The 20,297-nt window shown below is 63.1% G+C and carries 19 protein-coding genes; 15 read left to right on the top strand and 4 right to left on the bottom strand.

Annotation, left to right across the window (positions count from 1 at the left end):
• Nucleotides 1-17: 17 nt before the first annotated feature.
• From BLR92_RS12340 to lipB, 11 genes are all read left to right on the top strand, one after another.
• Complete coding sequence (locus BLR92_RS12340) at nucleotides 18-1,295, top strand: glutamate-5-semialdehyde dehydrogenase (protein WP_175488804.1); 1,278 nt, start codon at nucleotides 18-20, stop codon at nucleotides 1,293-1,295.
• Nucleotides 1,288-1,941, top strand: coding sequence for a nicotinate-nucleotide adenylyltransferase (gene nadD / locus BLR92_RS12335; RefSeq protein WP_281242928.1), 654 nt, complete (start codon nucleotides 1,288-1,290; stop codon nucleotides 1,939-1,941). Before BLR92_RS12340 ends, nadD begins: the two co-directional genes overlap by 8 nt.
• Before the next feature lie 55 nt (nucleotides 1,942-1,996).
• The gene (gene rsfS, locus BLR92_RS12330; RefSeq protein ID WP_089728995.1) at nucleotides 1,997-2,359 is read left to right on the top strand and encodes a ribosome silencing factor; all 363 of its coding nucleotides are present in this window, start codon (nucleotides 1,997-1,999) and stop codon (nucleotides 2,357-2,359) included.
• A complete protein-coding gene (rlmH, locus tag BLR92_RS12325) occupies nucleotides 2,356-2,823 on the top strand; it encodes a 23S rRNA (pseudouridine(1915)-N(3))-methyltransferase RlmH (RefSeq protein WP_089728993.1) in 468 nt (155 codons plus the stop codon). Before rsfS ends, rlmH begins: the two co-directional genes overlap by 4 nt.
• A gap of 60 nt (nucleotides 2,824-2,883) precedes the next feature.
• Nucleotides 2,884-4,794, top strand: coding sequence for a penicillin-binding protein 2 (gene mrdA, locus BLR92_RS12320; protein WP_089728991.1), 1,911 nt, complete (start codon nucleotides 2,884-2,886; stop codon nucleotides 4,792-4,794).
• A complete protein-coding gene (rodA, locus tag BLR92_RS12315; protein ID WP_089728989.1) occupies nucleotides 4,781-5,923 on the top strand; it encodes a rod shape-determining protein RodA in 1,143 nt (380 codons plus the stop codon). Before mrdA ends, rodA begins: the two co-directional genes overlap by 14 nt.
• Before the next feature lie 135 nt (nucleotides 5,924-6,058).
• Nucleotides 6,059-7,090, top strand: a complete 1,032-nt coding sequence (gene mltB, locus BLR92_RS12310; RefSeq protein WP_089728987.1) for a lytic murein transglycosylase B — start codon at nucleotides 6,059-6,061, stop codon at nucleotides 7,088-7,090.
• A complete protein-coding gene (locus tag BLR92_RS12305; RefSeq protein ID WP_089728985.1) occupies nucleotides 7,087-8,076 on the top strand; it encodes a septal ring lytic transglycosylase RlpA family protein in 990 nt (329 codons plus the stop codon). The genes mltB and BLR92_RS12305 overlap by 4 nt, the downstream gene beginning before the upstream one ends.
• 43 nt (nucleotides 8,077-8,119) lie before the next feature.
• The gene (locus tag BLR92_RS12300) at nucleotides 8,120-9,313 is read left to right on the top strand and encodes a D-alanyl-D-alanine carboxypeptidase family protein (protein ID WP_089728983.1); all 1,194 of its coding nucleotides are present in this window, start codon (nucleotides 8,120-8,122) and stop codon (nucleotides 9,311-9,313) included.
• A gap of 167 nt (nucleotides 9,314-9,480) precedes the next feature.
• The gene (locus BLR92_RS12295; protein ID WP_175488803.1) at nucleotides 9,481-9,789 is read left to right on the top strand and encodes an HP0495 family protein; all 309 of its coding nucleotides are present in this window, start codon (nucleotides 9,481-9,483) and stop codon (nucleotides 9,787-9,789) included.
• The gene (lipB, locus tag BLR92_RS12290; protein WP_089728981.1) at nucleotides 9,789-10,451 is read left to right on the top strand and encodes a lipoyl(octanoyl) transferase LipB; all 663 of its coding nucleotides are present in this window, start codon (nucleotides 9,789-9,791) and stop codon (nucleotides 10,449-10,451) included. The genes BLR92_RS12295 and lipB overlap by 1 nt, the downstream gene beginning before the upstream one ends.
• Nucleotides 10,452-10,563: 112 nt before the next feature.
• On the opposite strand, the gene lipA is transcribed toward lipB, so the two are convergent.
• Both lipA and BLR92_RS12280 read right to left on the bottom strand, forming a co-directional pair.
• The gene (gene lipA, locus BLR92_RS12285; RefSeq protein WP_089728979.1) at nucleotides 10,564-11,622 is read right to left on the bottom strand and encodes a lipoyl synthase; all 1,059 of its coding nucleotides are present in this window, start codon (nucleotides 11,620-11,622) and stop codon (nucleotides 10,564-10,566) included.
• A gap of 185 nt (nucleotides 11,623-11,807) precedes the next feature.
• Complete coding sequence (locus BLR92_RS12280) at nucleotides 11,808-12,794, bottom strand: LysR family transcriptional regulator (RefSeq protein ID WP_089728976.1); 987 nt, start codon at nucleotides 12,792-12,794, stop codon at nucleotides 11,808-11,810.
• Nucleotides 12,795-12,968: 174 nt separating this feature from the next.
• Between BLR92_RS12280 and BLR92_RS12275 the strand changes: the two genes are divergently transcribed.
• From BLR92_RS12275 to BLR92_RS12260, 4 genes are all read left to right on the top strand, one after another.
• Entirely contained in the window at nucleotides 12,969-14,384 is a 1,416-nt protein-coding gene (locus tag BLR92_RS12275; protein WP_089728974.1) for an acetyl-CoA carboxylase biotin carboxylase subunit, read from the top strand.
• A 31-nt stretch (nucleotides 14,385-14,415) separates the two neighbouring features.
• Nucleotides 14,416-16,224, top strand: a complete 1,809-nt coding sequence (gene oadA / locus BLR92_RS12270) for a sodium-extruding oxaloacetate decarboxylase subunit alpha (protein ID WP_089728972.1) — start codon at nucleotides 14,416-14,418, stop codon at nucleotides 16,222-16,224.
• Between the two features lie 62 nt (nucleotides 16,225-16,286).
• The gene (locus BLR92_RS12265; RefSeq protein WP_089728970.1) at nucleotides 16,287-16,622 is read left to right on the top strand and encodes a DUF533 domain-containing protein; all 336 of its coding nucleotides are present in this window, start codon (nucleotides 16,287-16,289) and stop codon (nucleotides 16,620-16,622) included.
• 169 nt (nucleotides 16,623-16,791) lie between these two features.
• Nucleotides 16,792-19,077 carry a DUF3141 domain-containing protein gene (locus BLR92_RS12260; protein WP_089728968.1) on the top strand — a complete coding sequence of 762 codons (2,286 nt, stop codon included), beginning with the start codon at nucleotides 16,792-16,794 and terminating at the stop codon, nucleotides 19,075-19,077.
• Nucleotides 19,078-19,149: 72 nt separating this feature from the next.
• Here the strand turns inward: BLR92_RS12260 and BLR92_RS12255 are convergent, their stop codons facing one another.
• Entirely contained in the window at nucleotides 19,150-19,629 is a 480-nt protein-coding gene (locus tag BLR92_RS12255) for a methylglyoxal synthase (RefSeq protein WP_089728966.1), read from the bottom strand.
• On the bottom strand, nucleotides 19,629-20,297 hold a 669-nt coding region (locus BLR92_RS12250; protein ID WP_245704198.1), incomplete at its 5' end, for a pyruvate kinase. The genes BLR92_RS12255 and BLR92_RS12250, both read right to left, overlap by 1 nt.

The following is a 20,297-nucleotide window of genomic DNA, read 5'->3' as shown; positions in this document are numbered from 1 at the left end:
TGGAGACTCATATCGGCATGTCACGACACGCATCGTCCACTGACATCGACACCTATATGGCGAGCCTCGGCGCCGAAGCTCGCCGTGCCAGCGCGCTCATGCGCTGCATCGACACTGGACGCAAGAATGCAGCCCTGCGCGCCATGGCGCAACATCTCGAAGCCTCGCGCGCGCGGTTGATCGAGGCCAATGCCCGCGATCTCCAGCGTGGCCGTGAAGCCGGGCTCGATGCCGCGCTGCTCGATCGCCTGGCGCTCAACGAAACGCGCTTCAACACTATGTTGGAGGGCCTCGCGCAGGTTGCCGCGCTGCCCGATCCGGTCGGCGAGATCGATGGCCTGCGCTCGCGCCCGAGTGGCATTCAGGTCGGGCAAATGCGCGTGCCGCTGGGCGTGATCGGTATCATCTACGAATCGCGGCCCAACGTCACCGTGGAAGCCGCCAGCCTATGTCTGAAAGCGGGCAACGCATGCATCCTGCGCGGTGGCTCCGAGGCGCGCGAAAGCAATGCGGCGATTGCCGAATGCATCACCGCTGGGCTTGTCGATGCCGGCCTTCCCGAGGCCGCGGTGCAGGTGGTGGCGACCACCGACCGGGCGGCGGTGGGCAGGCTGATCGCGATGCCCGAGTATGTCGACGTGATCATCCCGCGCGGCGGCAAGTCGTTGATCGAGCGCATCTCGCGCGACGCACGCGTGCCGGTGATCAAGCATCTCGACGGTGTGTGCCATGTCTATATCGATGCTAGCGCTGATCGCGACAAGGCCCTGGCGATCGCCGTCAATGCCAAGACTCATCGCTACGGCACCTGCAACACCATGGAGACGCTGCTGATCGATGCACCCGTGGCTGCCGAGTTGTTGCCATCGTTGGCGGCGGCTTACGCCGAACACGGCGTCGAGCTGCGTGGTTGCGAGCGTACCCGCGAGGTGCTGCCCGGGGTTGCCGTGGCCAGCGAGGACGACTGGTTCGCCGAATACCTGGCGCCGGTGCTGGCGATTCGCGTGGTCGATGGTGTCGACGCGGCGATTGCGCATATCGAGCGTTACGGCTCGCACCACACCGATGCGATCGTCAGCGAATCCTATAGCCTGGCGCGGCGTTTCATGGCCGAGGTCGATTCCAGCTCGGTGATGGTCAATGCCTCGACACGCTTCGCCGACGGCTTCGAATATGGCCTGGGCGCGGAAATCGGCATCTCCACCGACAAACTGCACGCGCGTGGCCCGGTCGGGCTGGAAGGCTTGACCACCCGCAAGTACGTGGTGCTTGGCGACGGCCACGTCCGTGGCTGAGTCTCGCGCGGCGCGGGTGGCGATGCTGGGCGGTACCTTCGACCCGGTGCACCTGGGGCATCTGCGCAGCGCCGTGGAATTGCGCGAGGTACTCGCACTGGATCGCGTGCATATGATTCCGGCGCACGTACCGCCGCTGCGTGAAGCGCCTGGAGTTTGTTCCGCCGAACGCTTGACGATGCTCGAAGCCGGTATCGGCGATGCCCCGGGGTTGGTCGCCGACGGCCGCGAACTCCAGCGCGACGGGCCTTCCTATTCCACCGATACCCTGGTCACATTGCGCCGCGATTACGGCGAGCAGACGCGACTGGTGATGGCGGTGGGCCACGATGCGTTTCTCAGGTTGAGCGAGTGGCATGCGCCCGAGCGATTGTTCGAGCTTGCCCATGTGGCGGTCATCGACCGGCCCGGGCATGACGCACCGTTGCCGGCGGCGCTCGAGTCGCTGATCACAGGGCGCGAAGCCCAGGACGCCGAGGCGCTGTTCGCGCGACCGGCCGGCGGTGTGCTGCGCATACGCCTGCCCAGCCGCATGGATATCTCCGCGACCGACCTGCGTGAACGGCTGGCCGAGGGGCGCAGCATCCGTTACCTGTTGCCCGAGGCCGTCGAGGCCTATATTCAATCGCGCAATCTTTACCGTTAGCCGGGTCTGTCGGGGTAGAATAACGTTTGGGCCGATTGTTCTTTCATGAGGAGCTATGCACATCGAAGCGCTTAAAACCCTGGCGGTGGACGCCCTTGAAGAACTCAAGGGCAAGGACATCGCCGAACTCGACGTCTCGGCGCTGACCAGCGTCACCGACGTCATGCTGGTAGTCAGTGGAACATCGACACGCCACGTCACGGCGCTGGCCAATAATGTCGTCGAAAAGGTCAAGCAGGCCGGCCTGCGTCCGTTGGGCGTCGAGGGCCAGGCCGACTCGGATTGGGTACTGGTCGACCTGGGTGACGTGGTCGTGCATGTGATGCTGCCCGATACCCGCCGCCTGTACGACCTGGAACGATTGTGGGCCGATCTGCCCACCGACATCGAGGAGGAGGTGCGCGGGGGCCGGGTGTGAAAATTCGCCTGCTCGCGGTCGGCAACCGGATGCCGGATTGGGTCGAGCGCGGTGTCGAAGAGTATCGCAAACGCCTGCCTCGCGACTTCGCCCTGGAGATCGTCGAGATCGCCCCAGGCATGCGCGGCAAGAATGCCGATGTGGCGCGTGCCGTGGCTCAGGAAGGCCAGCGTATGCGCGAGCGGCTGCGCCCGCATGAACGTTTGGTGGCACTCGAGGTCGAAGGCCAGTCGTGGAGCACCGAACGCCTGGCCCGCGAGGCCGACCAGTGGCGCCACGCCGGTAGCGATGTGGCCCTGCTGGTGGGCGGCCCGGATGGTCTCGATCCCGGTTTGTCTTCGAGCGCCCAACAACATTGGTCGCTATCGCCGCTGACGCTGCCTCACCCGCTGGTTAGATTGGTGCTTGCCGAGCAGCTTTATCGTGCCTGGACGCTACTGGTCGGCCACCCTTACCACCGCTGATACGACACCGCTGAAGATTGCCGATGCTGACGCCTGACAATCCCGAATCGATGTGCCTGCATGCGTAAACACCGCGACACCCTGAAGAATCCGGAGCAGGAAGTTCGCATCTTCCGCAATCGTTCGTTACTGGCGGCGCTGGTGGTGATCCTGATGTCGGGAGGGCTGGTGGCACGGCTGGTCTACCTGCAGATATTTCAGCACGAGGTTTATACCACCCGCTCTGAGAGCAACCGCGTGCGCGTCGAGCCATTACCGCCGACGCGTGGCTTGATCTACGATCGCAACGGGGTGCTGCTGGCCGAGAACCAGCCGACCTACAACCTGACCATCGTGCGTGAGCGCGTCGACGATCTTGATAAGACGCTGGCGTTGTTGATCGATATCCTCAAGCTGCCCGAGGACCAAGTCGCGACGTTTATGGAGCGCTCGCGCCAGCGCCAGCGCCCCTATCAGCCGGCGCTGCTGATGAGCGAGCTCACCGAGAAGCAGATCGCGCGTCTGGCGGTCAATCGCTACCGCCTGCCCGGCATCGAGGTCGAGGCGCAGTTGCTGCGCCACTACCCGGACGCCGAGTTCATGTCCCACGTGCTGGGATATGTCGGGCGCATCAATGCCGAAGAGCTCGCGCAGTTGGATACCGGCGACTACGCTGGCACGCATTTCATCGGCAAGACCGGTATCGAGCGTGAGTACGAAGAGATTTTGCACGGCGAGGTCGGCCTGCGTCGGGTCGAGACCAACGCGCGCGGGCGCGTGTTACGCGAACTGGGGCGCACCGACCCGGCGCCGGGCAGCGACCTGACCCTGACCATCGACAAGGATCTTCAGCGCTTGGGGTACGAGCTGCTGGATGGGCGCCGCGGGTCGATCGTGGCCATCGAGCCGAGCACCGGCGACATCCTGGCGATGGTCTCGTCACCGGGCTTCAACACCAATCCCTTCGTCACCGGCATCAGTTACGATGCCTACCAGGCGCTGCGCAACGATCCCGATCTGCCGCTCTACAACCGTGCAGTACGTGGCCAGTATCCACCGGCCTCCACGGTCAAGCCCTACATGGCACTGGCAGGGCTAGCCAATGGCGTGATCACGCCGCAGGATCGAATCTACGACCCCGGCTATTACAAGCTGCCCGATCATCCACGCCACTACAACAACTGGAAGCGCTGGGGCCACGGCTGGGTCGATTTGCATCGCGCTATCGTCGTCTCCAACGACACCTACTTTTACGATCTTGCTCATAAACTGGGCATCGATCGACTGTCGGATTTCATGAAGCGTTTCGGTTTCGGCATCGACACCAGTTACGACGTCTTCGGCGCCTCCGATGGATTGATGCCGTCACGCGAGTGGAAGCAAGGTCGTTACGGCCAGGCCTGGTTTCCCGGTGAAACGCTTTCTGTGGGGATCGGTCAAGGATATTGGTTGGCTACGCCCTTGCAGATGGCGACCGCCATGTCGATGTTGGCCAATCGCGGTGATTGGGTCACGCCGCATCTGGCCAAGCGTATCGGCGGCGAGCCGGTCAATCCGCCGCCGGCGCTGGAGGGCATCGAGCTGGAGAACGAAAATTGGTGGGATCTGGTTTTCAAGGCGCTTGAGGATGTCATGACCGGCTACGAAGGCACCGCGCGTGGTTCCGGCGAGGGGCTCACCTACCGCATGGCCGGCAAATCGGGAACCGCACAGGTTTTCACGCTCGACAACGATCAGCGCTACAACGCCGCCGAGCTGGAGGAGCGCTTGCATGACCATGCGTTGTTCAGCGCCTTCGCCCCCATCGAGGACCCACAGATCGCCGTTGCCGTGATCGTCGAGAATGCCGGTGGCGGTAGCAGCCACGCGGCGCCGCTGGCGCGTGAGATGCTCGATGCCTGGTTGCTGCCCGGTGACGCGGTGAACGAGTCACCAGACACTCAGCCACCCGAAGCCACGACCGAGGAGCCGCAACCCCATGAGTCTGCATGATTCGGCGGTACTGCACTACGGTCGCGGCTCTTCCATGAAGCGCCGGCGTACCCTGTGGTCGCGCATTCATCTCGATCCTTGGTTGCTTGCGCTATTGCTGTTGCTATTGGCCGGAGGGCTGGTCGTCATGTACAGCGCTAGCGGGCAGCAGATGTCGGTGGTCTATGCACAGGCTAGTCGCCTGGGTGTTGCGTTGGCGGGCATGGCGATCGTCGCCCAGCTTTCGCCGGCCATGATGTATCGCTGGACGCCACTGGCCTATGCCATTGGCCTTGCGATGCTGGTCGCCGTGGAGATCATGGGCGATATCGGCATGGGCGCCCAGCGTTGGCTGGAAATCGGTTTCATCCGTTTCCAGCCTTCGGAGATCATGAAACTGGCGTTGCCGATGATGCTGGCCACCTATCTGCATCGTCGGTCGTTGCCGCCGCGTGTGCGTGATGTGTTGGCCTGCGGTGTGCTGATGGCGGTGCCGGTGGTATTGATCGCCAAGCAGCCGGACCTGGGTACCTCGCTGCTGGTCGCCAGTGCTGGCCTTATCGTATTGCTGATGGCGGGGCTTTCATGGCGGTTGATCGGCTGTCTGGCCGGGCTGGCGGCAGCGGCGCTGCCGCTATTGTGGTTCAACATGCACGACTATCAGCGCCAGCGTGTGCTGACCTTCCTGAATCCGGAAAGCGATCCGCTGGGGGCAGGCTGGAACATCATTCAGTCGACCACCGCGATTGGCAGTGGGGGAGTCTTCGGCAAGGGATGGACCCAGGGCACCCAATCGCAGCTCGAGTTTTTACCCGAACGCCACACCGATTTCATCGTTGCCGTGCTCGGCGAAGAGTTCGGCCTGGCGGGCATGCTGACGCTTCTGACGGTCTACTTGCTGATCGTGGGACGCAGTCTGCTGCTTGCCAATGGCGCGCAGGATACCTACGGGCGTCTGGTCGCGGGCAGCATCGCGCTGACGTTCTTCATTTACGTATTCGTCAATATCGGCATGGTCAGCGGTATCTTGCCGATCGTTGGCGTGCCGCTGCCATTGGTCAGTTTCGGCGGTACCTCCAGCGTGACGTTGATGGTCGGTTTCGGTATTCTCATGTCGATTCACAGTCACCGCCGCCTGTTGCCTCGTTAGTGGCACGAGCCGAGCCTGGCGATTCGCTGGCTGGAAGGCCGCCCGCCGGACGGAAGTACGATTGATCGCGTAAGGCGATTCGACACGACCACGCTGTCGTGCAACGCAGATGGGTAATTGGGGAGTCGCAAGACAATGAGGGTAGCCTTTCGTCACGGAAGAAACGCGTTGATCGCCGTGCTGGGTAGTGGCCTGATGCTGGCCATGCCACCTGCCCAGGCCACCGAGGGTTTCGATCCCGCGCGTAATGCCGAGGCTCGCGCCTTGGTCGACGAACTCGCCGCGCAGGGCATCGAGCGAGCATGGCTGGTATCGGCCATGCGCGAGGCCGAGTACCAGCAAGGCGTGCTCGATGCCATGTCCGGAGCCGTCGAGCACCACCTGCGCTGGGATGAATATCGCGATATCTTCATCCAGCCCGGGCGCGTCGAGGCAGGCGCTGCCTTCATCGACGAGTATCGTGACGCCTTTGCCCGGGCCAAGGCCGACTATGGCGTGGACCCGGCGGTGATCGCCGCGATCATCGGCGTGGAAACCTATTACGGTCGCTATACCGGGGATCACCGGGTGATCGATTCGTTGGCCACCCTGGCTTTTTACCACCCCAGTCGTGGCGATTTCTTTCGCGGCGAGCTAGCGGCGTTTCTTGAAATAACTCGCAAGCAGGGTGTCGATCCGTTGACCTTGCAGGGTTCCTACGCCGGCGCCATGGGTTACCCGCAGTTCATTCCCACCAGCTACCGTGCCTATGCCGTCGATTTCGATGCCGATGGTATTCGTGATCTATGGCACAACCCGGTCGATGCCATCGGCAGTGTCGCCAATTATCTCGCCCGACATGGCTGGGTGGCCGACGCGACGCTGGTCACCGATGCCCAGGGCCCGCAGGCGTCACCCGACGACATCGACTTCAACCGCACGCAGAAGCCCTATGTCAGCGTTGCCACGCTGGCCGAGAGCGGCATTGAGCCGGTTGCGTCTAGCCCGCTCGATGGCGCCACCCAGGTCATCCCGCTGGCGCTCGATTTCGCGAATGGCGAGACGCGTTACAAGCTGGGTCACAATAATTTCTACGTCATCACCCGTTACAATCACAGTCACCTCTACGCCATGGCGGTAACGACCCTGGCCGAACGAATCCGCAACGCCATGGAGGACGAGGTATGACGCATCGGTGGCTCTTTGCAACGGCCGTGCTGGCCCTGCTGGCGGGCTGTGCCAGTGGTGGCGGTGTTTCCAGTTCCGGCACGGGTGGCCAGGGCGGCGGCAAGGATTCGGGAGGGCGTTACGCGATGGAAAGCGATGCCTATCCGGAGCAGCCGCCGGATGTCTCTAACGTGCCCGATGCGGTGCCACGGGTCGAGCCACTGGCGCGTAGCGGCAATCGACCGGTTTATGAAGTGTGGGGCGAAACCTACCATGTGCTGTCTGACGCGACGGGCTATGTCGATCAGGGCAAGGCGTCCTGGTACGGCAAGAAATTCCATGGCTACGCGACCGCCAGCGGCGAAATCTATGACATGTATGAGATGACCGCCGCGCATCGCTCGCTGCCGTTGCCGACGTATGCGCGGGTCACCAATCTCGACAACGGTCGCTCGGTGATCGTCAAGGTCAACGATCGTGGCCCCTTTCATGGCGATCGCCTGATCGATCTATCCTATGCCGCCGCCGCGCGTCTGGATATCCTGCGTGGCGGTACCGGCCGGGTGCGTGTCGAAGCCATCGATCCGGTCGCTTGGCAGGCGCGTCACCAGGGCCAGCAGAGTACCCGACAGGCCGGGACTGCACCGGTACCGGCCCCACAAGCCGCCGTGGCATCCGCGCCAGCAGCGCAATCCCCGGCTTCAGTATCGGCAAAGCCGCTACCAGCCAGCACTGCGTCAAGCGCCGGCAGCGCCGCGCGATCCGTAGCATCCGGTGGCGAGCAGCTATACCTGCAGGTCGCGGCCCTGGGGTCGGCGACCAGCGCCCTGGAACTTCAGGCGCGTCTGCAAAGTGAGCTCGACAGCCCCGTGCGCATTGAGAGTGGCACCCGTTTGCACCGTGTACAGGTCGGCCCGGTCAATGACCGCATTGCGCTGGAAGCGCTGCGCCGGGAACTGAGCCGCGTCGGTTATGCCGACTCCTTTACGGTTAGCGCCAACGATTGAACCCTGTTTACCGTCCATCGATACAAGCTGCGAGAAAAATTTCATGAGATTGTCTGCTTTTCCATCGACGTCCTGGCGCCTGCTGACAGCAATGGTCACGCTATGCATGCTGCTGGTTCAACCGGTACAGGCCCAGCAACAAGCGTTGCCGGATAACATGATCCCATCGCCGCCTACGCTTGCGGCATCGTCATGGATATTGATGGACGCCAACAGCGGTGAAGTGCTGGTATCGCATAACGCCGACGAAAAGCTGCCACCGGCCAGCCTGACCAAGATGATGACCGCCTACATCGTCGAGCGCGAAATAAACCAAGGCAATATCTCGCCGGATGACATGGCCACGATCAGTGTCAACGCCTGGCAGACCGGCGGCTCGCGGATGTTCATTCGCGAGGGGACGGAGGTGAGCGTCCATGATCTGATCCGGGGCGTGATCATTCAATCGGGCAACGATGCCAGCGTGGCGCTGGCCGAACATATCGCCGGTGGCGTGGCACCCTTCGCGGACCTGATGAACCAGCAGGCGCAGCAGATGGGCATGGAGAATACCCATTTCGTCAACCCGACCGGCCTGCCGCACGAGAATCACTATTCCACGGCACGGGACCTGGCGACGCTCGCCAAGCACATCATTCAGGATTATCCCGATCACTACGAGATCTATTCCACCAAGTTCTTCACCTACAACGGGATTCGCCAGCCCAACCGTAACCGCCTGCTATGGCGCGATCCCAGCGTCGACGGGTTGAAGACGGGCCATACCGAAGCTGCCGGTTATTGCCTGGTGGCATCGGCCAAGCAGGATGACATGCGTTTGATCTCGGTGGTCATGGGCACCGATTCCGACGAGGCGCGCACCCAGGCGACCCAGAAGTTGCTGAATTACGGCTTTCGCTTCTTCGAGACCTTCGAGCTCTACGAAAAGGGCGCGGTTCTCAACGAGCCACGGGTTTGGGGTGGCACCGCGGATACGCTGCGCCTGGGCGTCGCCGAGGATATCTACCTTACCGTGCCCGACGGCCGTCGCGACGAGATGACCGCCAAGCTCAACATCCAGGAGACCATCAAGGCGCCGGTGCAGGCCGGCCAGCGTCTCGGCACCCTGGAGATCAAGCTCGGCGAGCAGGTGATCAAGGAGCAGCCGCTGGTCGCTCTGGAAACCATCGAGCAGGGCGGCTTCTTCAAGCGCATCTGGGACATGATCCTGCTGTTCGTCACCGGCCTGTTCGACTGATCCACAGGCGCGCTAGCGGCCATCGACGTGACGACCATTGGCTATGTCGCTCATTATCGATGGCCGTGAATTATCGGCGGAAAGGTTTTCCATGAGTAGCCATGCGCTTGGTAGAAGGGCATAGGTTGAGTAGAATACTCGGAAATATCATTCGCCGAGTGATTCGTATGAGCGATAAATCCCTGCGGGATATGCGCGTCTCGGAATCGTCGCCACCCGAGGCGCCGAAGATCGAGTTTCCGTGTGACTATCCGATCAAGATCGTCGGTGACGCCGCTCCCGACTTCAAGGCCGCCGTGCTCGACGTGGTCGAGGGGCACGCGCCGGGCTTTGATCGCGATGCCGTCGGCCTCGTCGACAGTCGCAACGGCAAATTCCAGTCGGTGCGCGTGACCATCACCGCCACCGGCGAAGACCAGCTTCGCGCGCTGTTCACTGCACTCAAGGCCACCGGCCGCGTGCACATGGTGGTGTGATGGCGAGTGAGGGCGGTCTGCCGCCGATCCAATTGCATCGCCTGGGGCGCCGTCCCTATACCCCCGTCTGGCAGGCCATGCGCGAGCTCACCGATACCCGTGATGCCCAGATTCCCGACCAGTTCTGGTTGGTGGAGCACGAGCCAGTGTTCACCCAGGGCCAGGCCGGCAAGCCCGAGCATCTGCTCCTGCCCGGTGACATCCCGGTGGTGGCTACCGACCGTGGCGGGCAGGTGACTTACCACGGTCCAGGGCAGGTGGTGCTCTACCCGCTGCTCGACATACGGCGGGCGCGCCTGGGTGTCCGCGACCTGATCAGCGCCCTGGAGCAGGCGGTGATTGCCTTGCTTGGCGAACATGGGGTGGTGGCGCATGCCCGTCCCGATGCGCCGGGCGTTTACGTGGCCGAGGCCAAGATCGCCTCGCTGGGGCTACGCATTCGACGCGGGGCCAGCTTTCATGGGGTGGCGCTCAACGTCGACGGCGACCTGTCGCCGTTTTCGCGGATCAACCCCTGCGGTTATGCCGGCATGGCGATGACCCGGCTTGCCGATCTGGTCGATGACTGCCCCGGCACCGACAGCGTATCTCTGCGCCTGGCCGAATGCCTGGCTTGGGAACTGGGGAGAGAACTCACGCTGACCGAGCCCGTCAGCGTGTAATAGCGCCGTTTACACGCACCGCTTCGCTCAAGCGCTCATAAAACAGAACCCCCAGCGACGCCTGATTCGCTGGGGGTTCTGCTATGTTCGTCGCTGTTCGGCTCCGACGCACTCAGCCGACGTTGACAGCCGCGATGCGGTTCGGGTCGGCTTCTTCCTGGCCGGGCACCTCGGCGGGGGCGGCCAGGCCGAGGTTGTTCTTCTCGAATACCCGGTCGGCCCGGTAGCTGGAGCGAACCAGCGGACCGGATGGCACTTCCATGAAGCCCTTCTCCAGGCCCAGTACGCGATAGCGTTCGAACTCCTCCGGTGTGACCCAGCGTTCCACCGGTAGATGGTTGCGCGTGGGCTGCAGGTACTGGCCCAGCGTGACGATGTCCACGCCGATGGCGCGCAGATCGTCGAAGGTCGCGAGGATTTCCTCCTCGGTCTCCCCGAGCCCCAGCATCAGACTGGTCTTGGTGATGATCTCGGGGCGATGCCGCTTGGCATGGACCAGCACATCGAGTGTCTTGCGGTAGCCGGCGCGTGGGTCACGCACGCGCCGGGTCAGGCGCTCCACCGTTTCGACGTTCTGGGCGAATACCTCGAGGCCGGAATCGACGACCCGCTCGATGGCGCTGGGGGCGCCGTCGAAGTCCGGCGTCAGGGCCTCCACCGCGACCTCGGGGGTGCGGGCCTTGATGGCGCGGATGCAGTCGGCGTAATGGCCGGCGCCACCGTCCGGAAGATCGTCGCGGTCCACCGAGGTGAGTACCACGTAGCGCAACCCCATCAGCTCCACCGACTTGGCGGTGTTCGCCGGTTCCTCGGCGTCGAGCCAGCCCCGCGGGTTACCGGTATCCACGGCGCAGAAGCGGCAGGCACGGGTGCATACCGAGCCCATCAACATGATGGTGGCGGTGCCATTGCTCCAGCATTCGCCCATGTTCGGGCAGTGGGACTCGGCACAGACGGTACTCAGTCGGTGCTCGGCCACGTTCTTCTTCACGGCGTTGAAGCGTTCGCCTCCGGGCATCTTGGCGCGCAGCCACTTTGGCTTGCGGCCGGTGGCAACGCCGCCTTCCTCGACCCGGTTGCGCACTTTCATGCCATCCTTGATGGCGGCGATGCCTTGGTCGTTGCGGTACTTTTCGCCGCTGGAGATGTGTCTGGAGGGGGTGTCGGTCATAGCTGTGAGCCTCTTTGCTCGCCGGTTGACCGCCGAGACTGCACTACTGCAGGTTCACCGGGAGTGCGCCGGTCGGCGTTTCCAAGCAGCCTGGCACGTCGAATGGTACGTGGATCTTGTGCATAAAATACCACAGTAGCCGTCGTTCTGGACAGGCGACGCGGCATGCACTGAATCGGTACTGGTCAGGGATCGATTGCCGGCAGGCATAGGAAACTCGGCCCCGGCGCGGGCACCAGCGGCGCCTTGAAGTGGGCGTTGAGCTCGGGCAACAGTTCGCGCACGAAGCGCAGGAACAGTTCGGTGACCGGTGTCGGGTAGCGGTCCTTGGGGTAGACGGTGCACCACGAGCGCCTGAGTGGGAAGCCGGGCAGGTGCGGCGAGGCCAGCAGGCCGGAGCCCAGTTCCAATTGCACGGCCAGGCGCGGCAGCACCGCCACGCCCAGATGCGCCATGACACCTTGCTTGATCGCCTCGTTGGTGCCCAGCTCGATAGTGTGCGACAGCGAGACCCGTTCGCGCGCGACGAACTCCTCGAAGGCGGTGCGCGTCCCCGAGCCGGGCTCGCGCATCAGCACGTAATGGCGTGCGAAATCTTCCAGTCTCGGCGATTCGGCGGTCAGCAGCGGATGCCCGGGCCACACCACCGGGATCATTTCGTTTTCCAGAATCGGCATGAACGCCAGATTGGCGTCTTCCGGCACCATGCCCATGATCACCAGGTCGTCGCGCCGCTCGGCGAGGCGCTCCAATGCCTGGCCACGGTTGCATACCCGCAGACGTATCTGCACTTCCGGATAACGGGCGCGAAAGCGCGCGAGAATATGCGGCACCACGTACTGGGCAGTGGAAACCGCGGCCAGGTTGAGTTCGCCGCGGATGGTTCCGGCCAGCTCGGAAAGCTCCATCTGCAGGCTCGAGACCTGGCCGAAGATCGACTGTACCGATGCTGCCAGGGCATCGGCGGCGGGTAGCACGTGCAGTGTCTTGCCCGCGTACTTGAACAGTGGTTGTTCCAGAGCCTGTTCCAGTTGACGAACCTGAGCGCTCACCGCCGGTTGTGTCAGGCCGAGCTGTTCCGCTGCCCGGGAATACGACTGCTGGCGATGCACGGCCTGAAAGACCTGCAACTGCCGGAAGGTCAGTCGATTGAGCAGATGGGGTCGCGACATGGAAGTTTCCGCTAGGTATAAGCCATACCTTATAGGATGGCAAAAAAATATCAATTTTTCTATTGGCACGCCGCCGGGTAGCGTGAAAGGAGTTACCCAGCACGGTAGCGGCGAGAGAGCGTAACCCTCAGTTTTTCTCATGCCTACCGTGGACGCAACCCTGGAGGGCAGCCGGTGTTCCAGAAACTGTTGATCGCCAACCGTGGCGAGATTGCCGTGCGCATCGAGCGTGCCTGCGCCGAAATGGGCATTCGCTCGGTCGCCATCTATACCGAGCCGGATCGCTTCGCGCTGCACGTCAAGCGTGCCGATGAGTCGCATTTCGTCGGCGACGATCCGCTGGCCGGGTATCTCGATCCCCGGCGTATCGTCGATCTGGCCCGCGAGACCGGCTGCGACGCCATTCACCCAGGCTACGGTTTTCTTTCCGAAAATGCCGACTTTGCGCGTATCTGTGCCGAAGCGGGTATTGCCTTCATCGGTCCCGATGCCTCGGTGATCGCCAGGATGGGCGACAAGACGGCGGCGCGCAGCGCCATGCGCGATGCCGGCGTGCCGGTCACGCCCGGCTCGGCAGGCAATCTCAGGGATCGCGACGAGGCCCTGTGCCTGGCCCAGAGCATCGGTTACCCGGTGATGCTCAAGGCGACTTCCGGCGGCGGCGGACGCGGCATCCGGCGTTGCGATAACGCTGAGCAGCTCGGCCAAGCCTGGGGCCGGGTGATCTCCGAGGCCACCAAGGCGTTCGGCTCGGCCGATGTGTTCATGGAAAAATGCGTGGTCGATCCGCACCATATCGAGGTGCAGATCCTCGCCGACCGCCACGGCAACGTCATCCACCTGTTTGAGCGCGACTGTTCGATCCAGCGCCGCAACCAGAAGCTGATCGAGATCGCCCCCAGCCCACAGTTGACTCCCGAGCAGCGCGCCTACGTCGGCGAGCTGGCGGTACGCGCCGCGCAATCGGTCGGCTACGAAAATGCCGGCACCGTGGAGTTTCTGGTCAAGAACAACGAAGTCTACTTCATGGAGATGAACACTCGGGTTCAGGTAGAGCATACCATCACCGAGACCATTACCGGGGTGGATATCGTTCGCGAGCAGATTCGCATTGCCGCCGGCAAGAAGCTGTCGTTTCGCCAGGAAGACATTCGCCACCACGGCTACTCGATCCAGTTTCGTATCAACGCCGAAGACCCCAAGAACGATTTTCTGCCGTCGTTCGGCCGTATCACCCGCTATTACGCGCCGGGCGGGCCGGGGGTGCGCACCGATACGGCGATCTATACCGGTTACAGCATTCCGCCGTATTTCGACTCGATGTGCCTGAAGCTGATCGTCTGGGGCCTGACCTGGGAAGAAACCCTGGATCGCGGTATCCGTGCGCTCAACGACATGCGCCTGCAGGGTATCAAGACCACCGCGCCTTATTACCAGGAAATCCTGCGTCACCCGGATTTTCGCAGTGGCCATTTCGATACCGGTTTCGTGCCGGCGCACCCCGAGTTGCTCAACTACTCGGTGAAGCGCAACCCGGAAGAGCTGGCGTTGGCGATTGCCGCCGCCATTGCCGCCCACGCCGGACTCTAATAAGAGCCTAACAGGACACCAGGAGCCTCCCATGAGCAAGATTCAACCTTCGCAGGTTCATGTCACCGATGTCGTCCTGCGTGACGGCCATCAATCACTGATCGCCACGCGCCTGCGTACCGAGGACATGTTGCCGGTATGTCCCAAGCTCGATGCCATCGGCTTTCATTCCCTCGAGGTGTGGGGTGGGGCGACCTTCGATGCCTGCGTGCGCTTTCTCAAGGAAGATCCCTGGGAACGTTTGCGATCGCTCAGGGAGGCGCTGCCCAATACGCCGTTGCAAATGCTGCTACGCGGCCAGAACCTGCTTGGCTATCGTCACTACGCCGACGACGTGGTCGAGCGCTTCGTCGCCAAGTCCGCCGACAACGGCATCGATATCTTCCGTGTGTTCGACGCGCTCAACGACCTGCGCAACCTGGAAACCGCGATGCGTGCGGTCAAGGCCAGCGGTAAGCACGCCCAGGGTACGCTGTGCTACACCGTCAGCCCGGTACACACACTGGAAATCTACATCGAGCAGGCCAGGCGGTTAATCGACATGGGCGCCGACTCCATCGCCATCAAGGACATGGCCGGGCTGCTTACGCCGTATGCCACCGGCGAGCTGGTCGCGGCGCTGGTCGAGTCGGTGGATGTGCCCATCCATTTACACGCGCATGCCACCTCGGGACTGGCGCCGCTGTGTCATCTCAAGGCCGTCGAAGCGGGATGCCGGCATATCGATGCCTGTAGCTCGGCCTTCGCCGGTGGCACCAGTCACCCCTCCACCGAGGCGATGGTCGCGGCCTTGCAGGGCACAGGTTACGAAAGCGGCCTCGATCTCGAAGCGCTCAAGGCGGTCGGCGACGAATTGCGCGAGGTGCGCAAGAAGTACGCCGCCTTCGAGAGCGAATTCACCCGCGAGGATGTATCGGTGCAGATCAACCAGGTGCCGGGCGGCATGATGTCCAACCTGGCCAACCAGCTGAAGGAGCAGAACGCGCTGTCGCGGATCCGCGAAGTGTTCGCTGAAATCCCCCGGGTGCGCGCCGACCTGGGCTACCCGCCGCTGGTCACGCCGACCTCGCAGATCGTCGGCACCCAGGCGGTGATGAACGTGCTCACCGGCGAGCGCTACAAGACCATCACCAATGAGGTCAAACGCTACCTGATGGGCGGCTATGGCCAGCCACCGGCCGAGGTCGATGCCGAGGTGCAGCGTCGCGCCATCGGCAACGAACCCATCGAGGATGGGCGGCCGGCGGATCGTCTTGGCCCGGAGATGCAGCGCTTGACCGCCGAGGTCGGCGAACTGGCCGATGGAGAGGAAGACATTCTCACTTTCGCCATGTTCCCCGACCTGGGACGCGACTTCCTGCAGGGGCGTCGCGATGGCACGCTGACGCCCGAGGCACTGCCGGTTGCCGAGAGCTCGGGCCGCCCGGTGAGCGAAGGCACGCCCACCGAGTTCGTCATCGACGTGCACGGCGAATCCTACGAGGTGCAGATCACCGGCGTGGGCCGCAACAGTGGCGGCAAGCGCCAGGTCTATCTGACGCTCGATGGCATGCCCGAGGAGGTCGTCTTCGAGGCCAAGGATGCCTATGTCGGCGGCGCCGCTTCCGGTCGTGCCCAGGCCTCCAGGCCGGGCCACGTGACCACCTCGATGCCGGGCAACATCGTCGACGTGCTGGTCGGCGTGGGCGATAATGTCAAGGAAGGCCAGGCGGTGCTGATCACCGAGGCGATGAAGATGGAAACCGAAGTCCAGGCGCGTATCGCGGGCAGTGTCAAGGCGGTGCATGTCGCCAAGGGCGATCGCGTCACGCCCGGCGAGGTGCTGATCGAGATCGAATAATTGCTTGAAACCTGGCTGAGGCGAACTACTCCTTAATAGATAATTCGCCAAGGAGAGCTGACATGGAAGACAAGAGCGCGGTGGATCAGTTGATGGAAGCGGCTCGAGAGCTTTGTGCCTCGTCCAAGGACTATGGCGTCGATACGCGAAGCGCATTGGCGGGTGGCGCCCTGGGCATGCTGCTGAGCAGCAAGCACGGTCGTGGCCTGGTGGGTAAGGTCATCAAGTACGGCGCCGTCGCCGGTCTGGGTGCGCTGGCCTGGCAAGCGAGTCGCGAGCGGGAGCGCAAGTCTCCCGTCGGCCCGGAGCAGCAATACGAACACGAACCCAGTGCGCCGGGTACCGTCGACGACGATGCGCTGCGGGCTACGCCGCCCAACGATCCGCCATTCCCCTAGATTTCCGCATTCCATCTGGCTTCCGATGCCCGGTCCTTCCGGGCATTTTTGTGCCGCTACGTAACCATGGCTGCAATGATTTCACGATGGCGTTATGCTGGATTGGCTATTATATTGCAATGCAGCAAATAGCTTGCAATGCCGCGATCGTCACCAATGGAGTCAAGCCATGTTCCCCGTTCAGGCCTCATTAGCACGATCGGCGTTTGCGTTCTGGGACCCCTTGGGACTCGGGCGCGCCGCCGTCGATTACTGGCAAGACGCCTGCGAGCGTAGCGTGCTCTATTTCGATGTCATGCGTGAGCGTGGCAACCAGTATCTCGAGCACATCGACAAGACCGCGCCCAATGTGCTCGGCTTCGATGCCGAGGTGTTGCTCGATGGGCGTACCCTGACGCATCCGGTCAATTACGAGTTGATGCGCATCATCGCCCCACAGGATATCGAAATCGACGAGGACAAGCGTCCATTCGTTGTCGTCGACCCGCGTGCGGGCCATGGGCCGGGCATCGGGGGCTTCAAGCCCGACAGTGAGATCGGCGTGGCGCTGCGCGCCGGGCATCCCTGCTATTTCATCGGCTTCCTGCCTTATCCGGTTGCCGGGCAGACCGTCGAGGATGTCGTCGAGGCCGAGGTCCAGTTTCTCAGGCATGTCATCGATCTTCACCCGCAAACCACCGAGCGGCCGATGGTCGTGGGCAACTGTCAGGCCGGTTGGCAGATCATGATGGCCGCGGCGCTGGAGCCCGATTGCTTCGGCCCTATCCTGATCGCCGGCGCGCCGTTATCTTACTGGGCCGGCGAGCGGGGCAGGGCGCCCATGCGCTATACCGGCGGCATGCTGGGTGGAAGCTGGCTGACCGCGTTGATGAGCGACCTGGGCGATGGCCATTTCGATGGCGCCTGGCTGGTGCAGAACTTCGAAAAGCTCAACCCGGCCAATACCCTATGGAGCAAGCAGTACAACCTCTACGCCAACGTCGACAGCGAGGCCAACCGCTACCTGGATTTCGAGCGTTGGTGGGGCGGGCATGTGGTGTTGAACGCCGAGGAAATCCAGTACATCGTCGATAACCTGTTCATCGGCAATCGCCTGAGTACCTCGCAACTGACCACCCGCGACGGTCGACGCATCGACTTGCGCAACGTACGCTCGCCGATCGTGGTGTTCTGCTCGCAGGGCGACGACATCACGCCACCGCCCCAGGCGCTGGGCTGGATCGGTGATCTCTACGATAGCGTCGACGATATCCAGGCCAACGAGCAGACCATCGTGTACTGCGTGCACGATACCACCGGCCATCTCGGCATCTTCGTGTCCGGCAGTGTGTCGCGCAAGGAACACGCCGAGTTCACGGCCAACATGGATTACATCGACATCCTGCCGCCGGGGCTCTACGAAACCACGGTGACCGAAAAAACCGAGGATGCCGCCAATCCCGACCTGATCGACGGCGATTACATTCTCGAATTCAGCCCACGCGATCTCGATGACATCGACGCCATCGTGCAGACCAATGCTGAGGACGAACGGCGCTTCGCCAGCGTGGCCCGGGTGTCGGATATCAACCTCGGGCTCTACCGGCGTTACTTTCGGCCCTGGCTGCAGGCAGTGATGACCCCCGAAGCGGCGGGGCTGATGCGTCGCATGCATCCGCTTAGAATGGGCTACAAGCTGCTCTCGGACCGTAACCCGGCGACCTCGGCACTGCCGGTGATGGCCGATGCGATCAAGGCCGATCGCCATCAGGTGGCCGATGACAATCCCTTCAGGGTGTTCGAAAGCATGTTGTCGGACCAGATCGTGAGTGGGCTGAACACCTATCGCGATATTCGTGACCAGAGCACCGAGCAGGCCTTCATGGCGATCTACGGCCAACCCTGGTTGCAGACGTTGACCGGCCTCGGGGCGTCGGACGACTCTCGGCGTCACCTCAATTGCCCCGGCGCCGAGCCGGAGCACCGCCGCTTCGTCGAGCAGCGCAAGCACGAACTATGCGCGCGAATCGACCGTGGCGATAGCCATCATGCCGTGATGCGCGCCCTGATCTACGTGCTGGGCGGCGCGCCATCCACCGATGAGCGCAATTTCCAGCGCTTGAAGGCGACGCGTGCCGAGGTCGAGCCGAATATCGATCTGGCGAGTTTCAAGGCGTTGGTGCGCGAGCAGTTCTTTATCCTCAAGCTGGACAGCCATGCAGCGTTGGACGCCTTACCGACGTTGCTCGACGGTGAACGCGCCGAGCAGATCGAGGCTTATCTCGAGCACATCGAGCATGTATTGGCGGCCAGCGGCCCGCTCGATGAGCGCTGTGAGGCGCGCCTGGCGACGGTGCAGGAACTGTTCGGGCGTGCCAAGCCCGCAGTGGAGCCGGAATCCAGCCCGGCATCGACGACCCGCAAGAAACCGGCGGCACGCAAGAAGAAAACACCGCCTAGCGGTTCGTCGTCTTGATGATTTCGATGCCAGCTCAATGAAATCGCCGCCTCATGGGGCGGCGATTTTGTATCGACATGGATGCTGGGCTCAGGCGTGAGCGCGTGCTTCGACCCAATCGCCGGCATCGGGAATATCGACGCTATAGTTTTCGGCCAGATAGGGCGAGCTGATCATGAAGTCGGCGCTGGCGGCGTTACAGGCCACGGGGATGTTCCACAGCGCCGCCAGGCGCAATAGCGCCTTGACGTCGGGATCGTGGGGCATCGGCGCGAACGGATCCCAGAAGAACACCAGCAGATCGAGACGCTGCTCGGTGATGCGTGCGCCGATCTGCTGATCGCCACCCAGCGGGCCGCTCATCAGTCCCTCGACGTCCAGGCCTTGCTCCGTGGCGACGCGCCGGGCGGTAGTGCCGGTGCCGATCAGTTCATGGCGGGCCAGCGTATCGCGCCAGCGGCCGACCCACTTGAGCAGTTCGTCTTTCTTGCCGTCGTGGGCAATCAGCGCAATTCGCTTACGCTGGGCCAGAGTGCGCCGTGTTTGCCGCGTGGGCCGTTGATCGTTCATCAGGCGCCTTCCACTTGCAGTATCTTCAGGGTATTGGTGCCGCCATGGGCGTTCATGTGATCGCCGCGGGTGAGAATCACGTCGTCCGCCGTGGCGACGATTCCCTGGCGCTCGAGCAGGGCCAGCGCCTGGGCGTCCAGTTCGTCGGGCGTCATCTCGCTGGTATCGAAGGCCAGCGACACCACCCCGCGATACAGCGCCATGCGCCGCTGGGCGATGGGGTTGTGGGCCAGCCCGACGATCGGCAGCCCGGAGCGAATTCTTGATGCGATCAGCGGCGTGTAGCCGGTGGCGGTCATGCAGGCGATGGCGGCCACGCCGTCGAGGTGATTGGCGGCGTACATGGCGGCCAGCGCCACTGTCTCGTCGATGCGCGTGAAGTCTTCGTGGATGCGATGCCCGGATTCCTGGACACTGCGCTCGCGCTCGGCGCCCAGGCACAGCCGGTGCATGGCCTCGACGGTCTCCACCGGGTAGTCGCCGGCGGCGGTCTCGGCCGAGAGCATCACCGCGTCGGTGCCGTCGAGCACCGCGTTGGCGACATCGAACACCTCGGCGCGGGTCGGCAGCGGGGCGCCGATCATCGATTCCATCATCTGGGTGGCGGTGATCACCGCGCGGTTGAGGGTCCTGGCGCGCTGGATGATGCGCTTCTGCACGCCGATCAG

Source organism: Modicisalibacter muralis (assembly GCF_900102945.1).
GTDB lineage: Bacteria > Pseudomonadota > Gammaproteobacteria > Pseudomonadales > Halomonadaceae > Modicisalibacter > Modicisalibacter muralis.
Note: the sequence above shows the minus strand (reverse complement) of the source record. Positions and strands in the feature narration are given on the sequence as shown.

Bases quoted from the DNA above. Each gene is read 5' to 3' on its own strand.
- BLR92_RS12340 (WP_175488804.1), top strand. From the start codon at position 18: ATGTCACGACACGCATCGTCCACTGACATCGACACCTATATGGCGAGC.
- rsfS (WP_089728995.1), top strand. From the start codon at position 1,997: ATGCACATCGAAGCGCTTAAAACCCTGGCGGTGGACGCCCTTGAAGAA.
- mrdA (WP_089728991.1), top strand. From the start codon at position 2,884: ATGCGTAAACACCGCGACACCCTGAAGAATCCGGAGCAGGAAGTTCGC.
- rodA (WP_089728989.1), top strand. From the start codon at position 4,781: ATGAGTCTGCATGATTCGGCGGTACTGCACTACGGTCGCGGCTCTTCC.
- mltB (WP_089728987.1), top strand. From the start codon at position 6,059: ATGAGGGTAGCCTTTCGTCACGGAAGAAACGCGTTGATCGCCGTGCTG.
- BLR92_RS12305 (WP_089728985.1), top strand. From the start codon at position 7,087: ATGACGCATCGGTGGCTCTTTGCAACGGCCGTGCTGGCCCTGCTGGCG.
- BLR92_RS12300 (WP_089728983.1), top strand. From the start codon at position 8,120: ATGAGATTGTCTGCTTTTCCATCGACGTCCTGGCGCCTGCTGACAGCA.
- BLR92_RS12295 (WP_175488803.1), top strand. From the start codon at position 9,481: ATGAGCGATAAATCCCTGCGGGATATGCGCGTCTCGGAATCGTCGCCA.
- lipB (WP_089728981.1), top strand. From the start codon at position 9,789: ATGGCGAGTGAGGGCGGTCTGCCGCCGATCCAATTGCATCGCCTGGGG.
- lipA (WP_089728979.1), bottom strand. From the start codon at position 11,622: ATGACCGACACCCCCTCCAGACACATCTCCAGCGGCGAAAAGTACCGC.
- BLR92_RS12280 (WP_089728976.1), bottom strand. From the start codon at position 12,794: ATGTCGCGACCCCATCTGCTCAATCGACTGACCTTCCGGCAGTTGCAG.
- oadA (WP_089728972.1), top strand. From the start codon at position 14,416: ATGAGCAAGATTCAACCTTCGCAGGTTCATGTCACCGATGTCGTCCTG.
- BLR92_RS12265 (WP_089728970.1), top strand. From the start codon at position 16,287: ATGGAAGACAAGAGCGCGGTGGATCAGTTGATGGAAGCGGCTCGAGAG.
- BLR92_RS12260 (WP_089728968.1), top strand. From the start codon at position 16,792: ATGTTCCCCGTTCAGGCCTCATTAGCACGATCGGCGTTTGCGTTCTGG.
- BLR92_RS12255 (WP_089728966.1), bottom strand. From the start codon at position 19,629: ATGAACGATCAACGGCCCACGCGGCAAACACGGCGCACTCTGGCCCAG.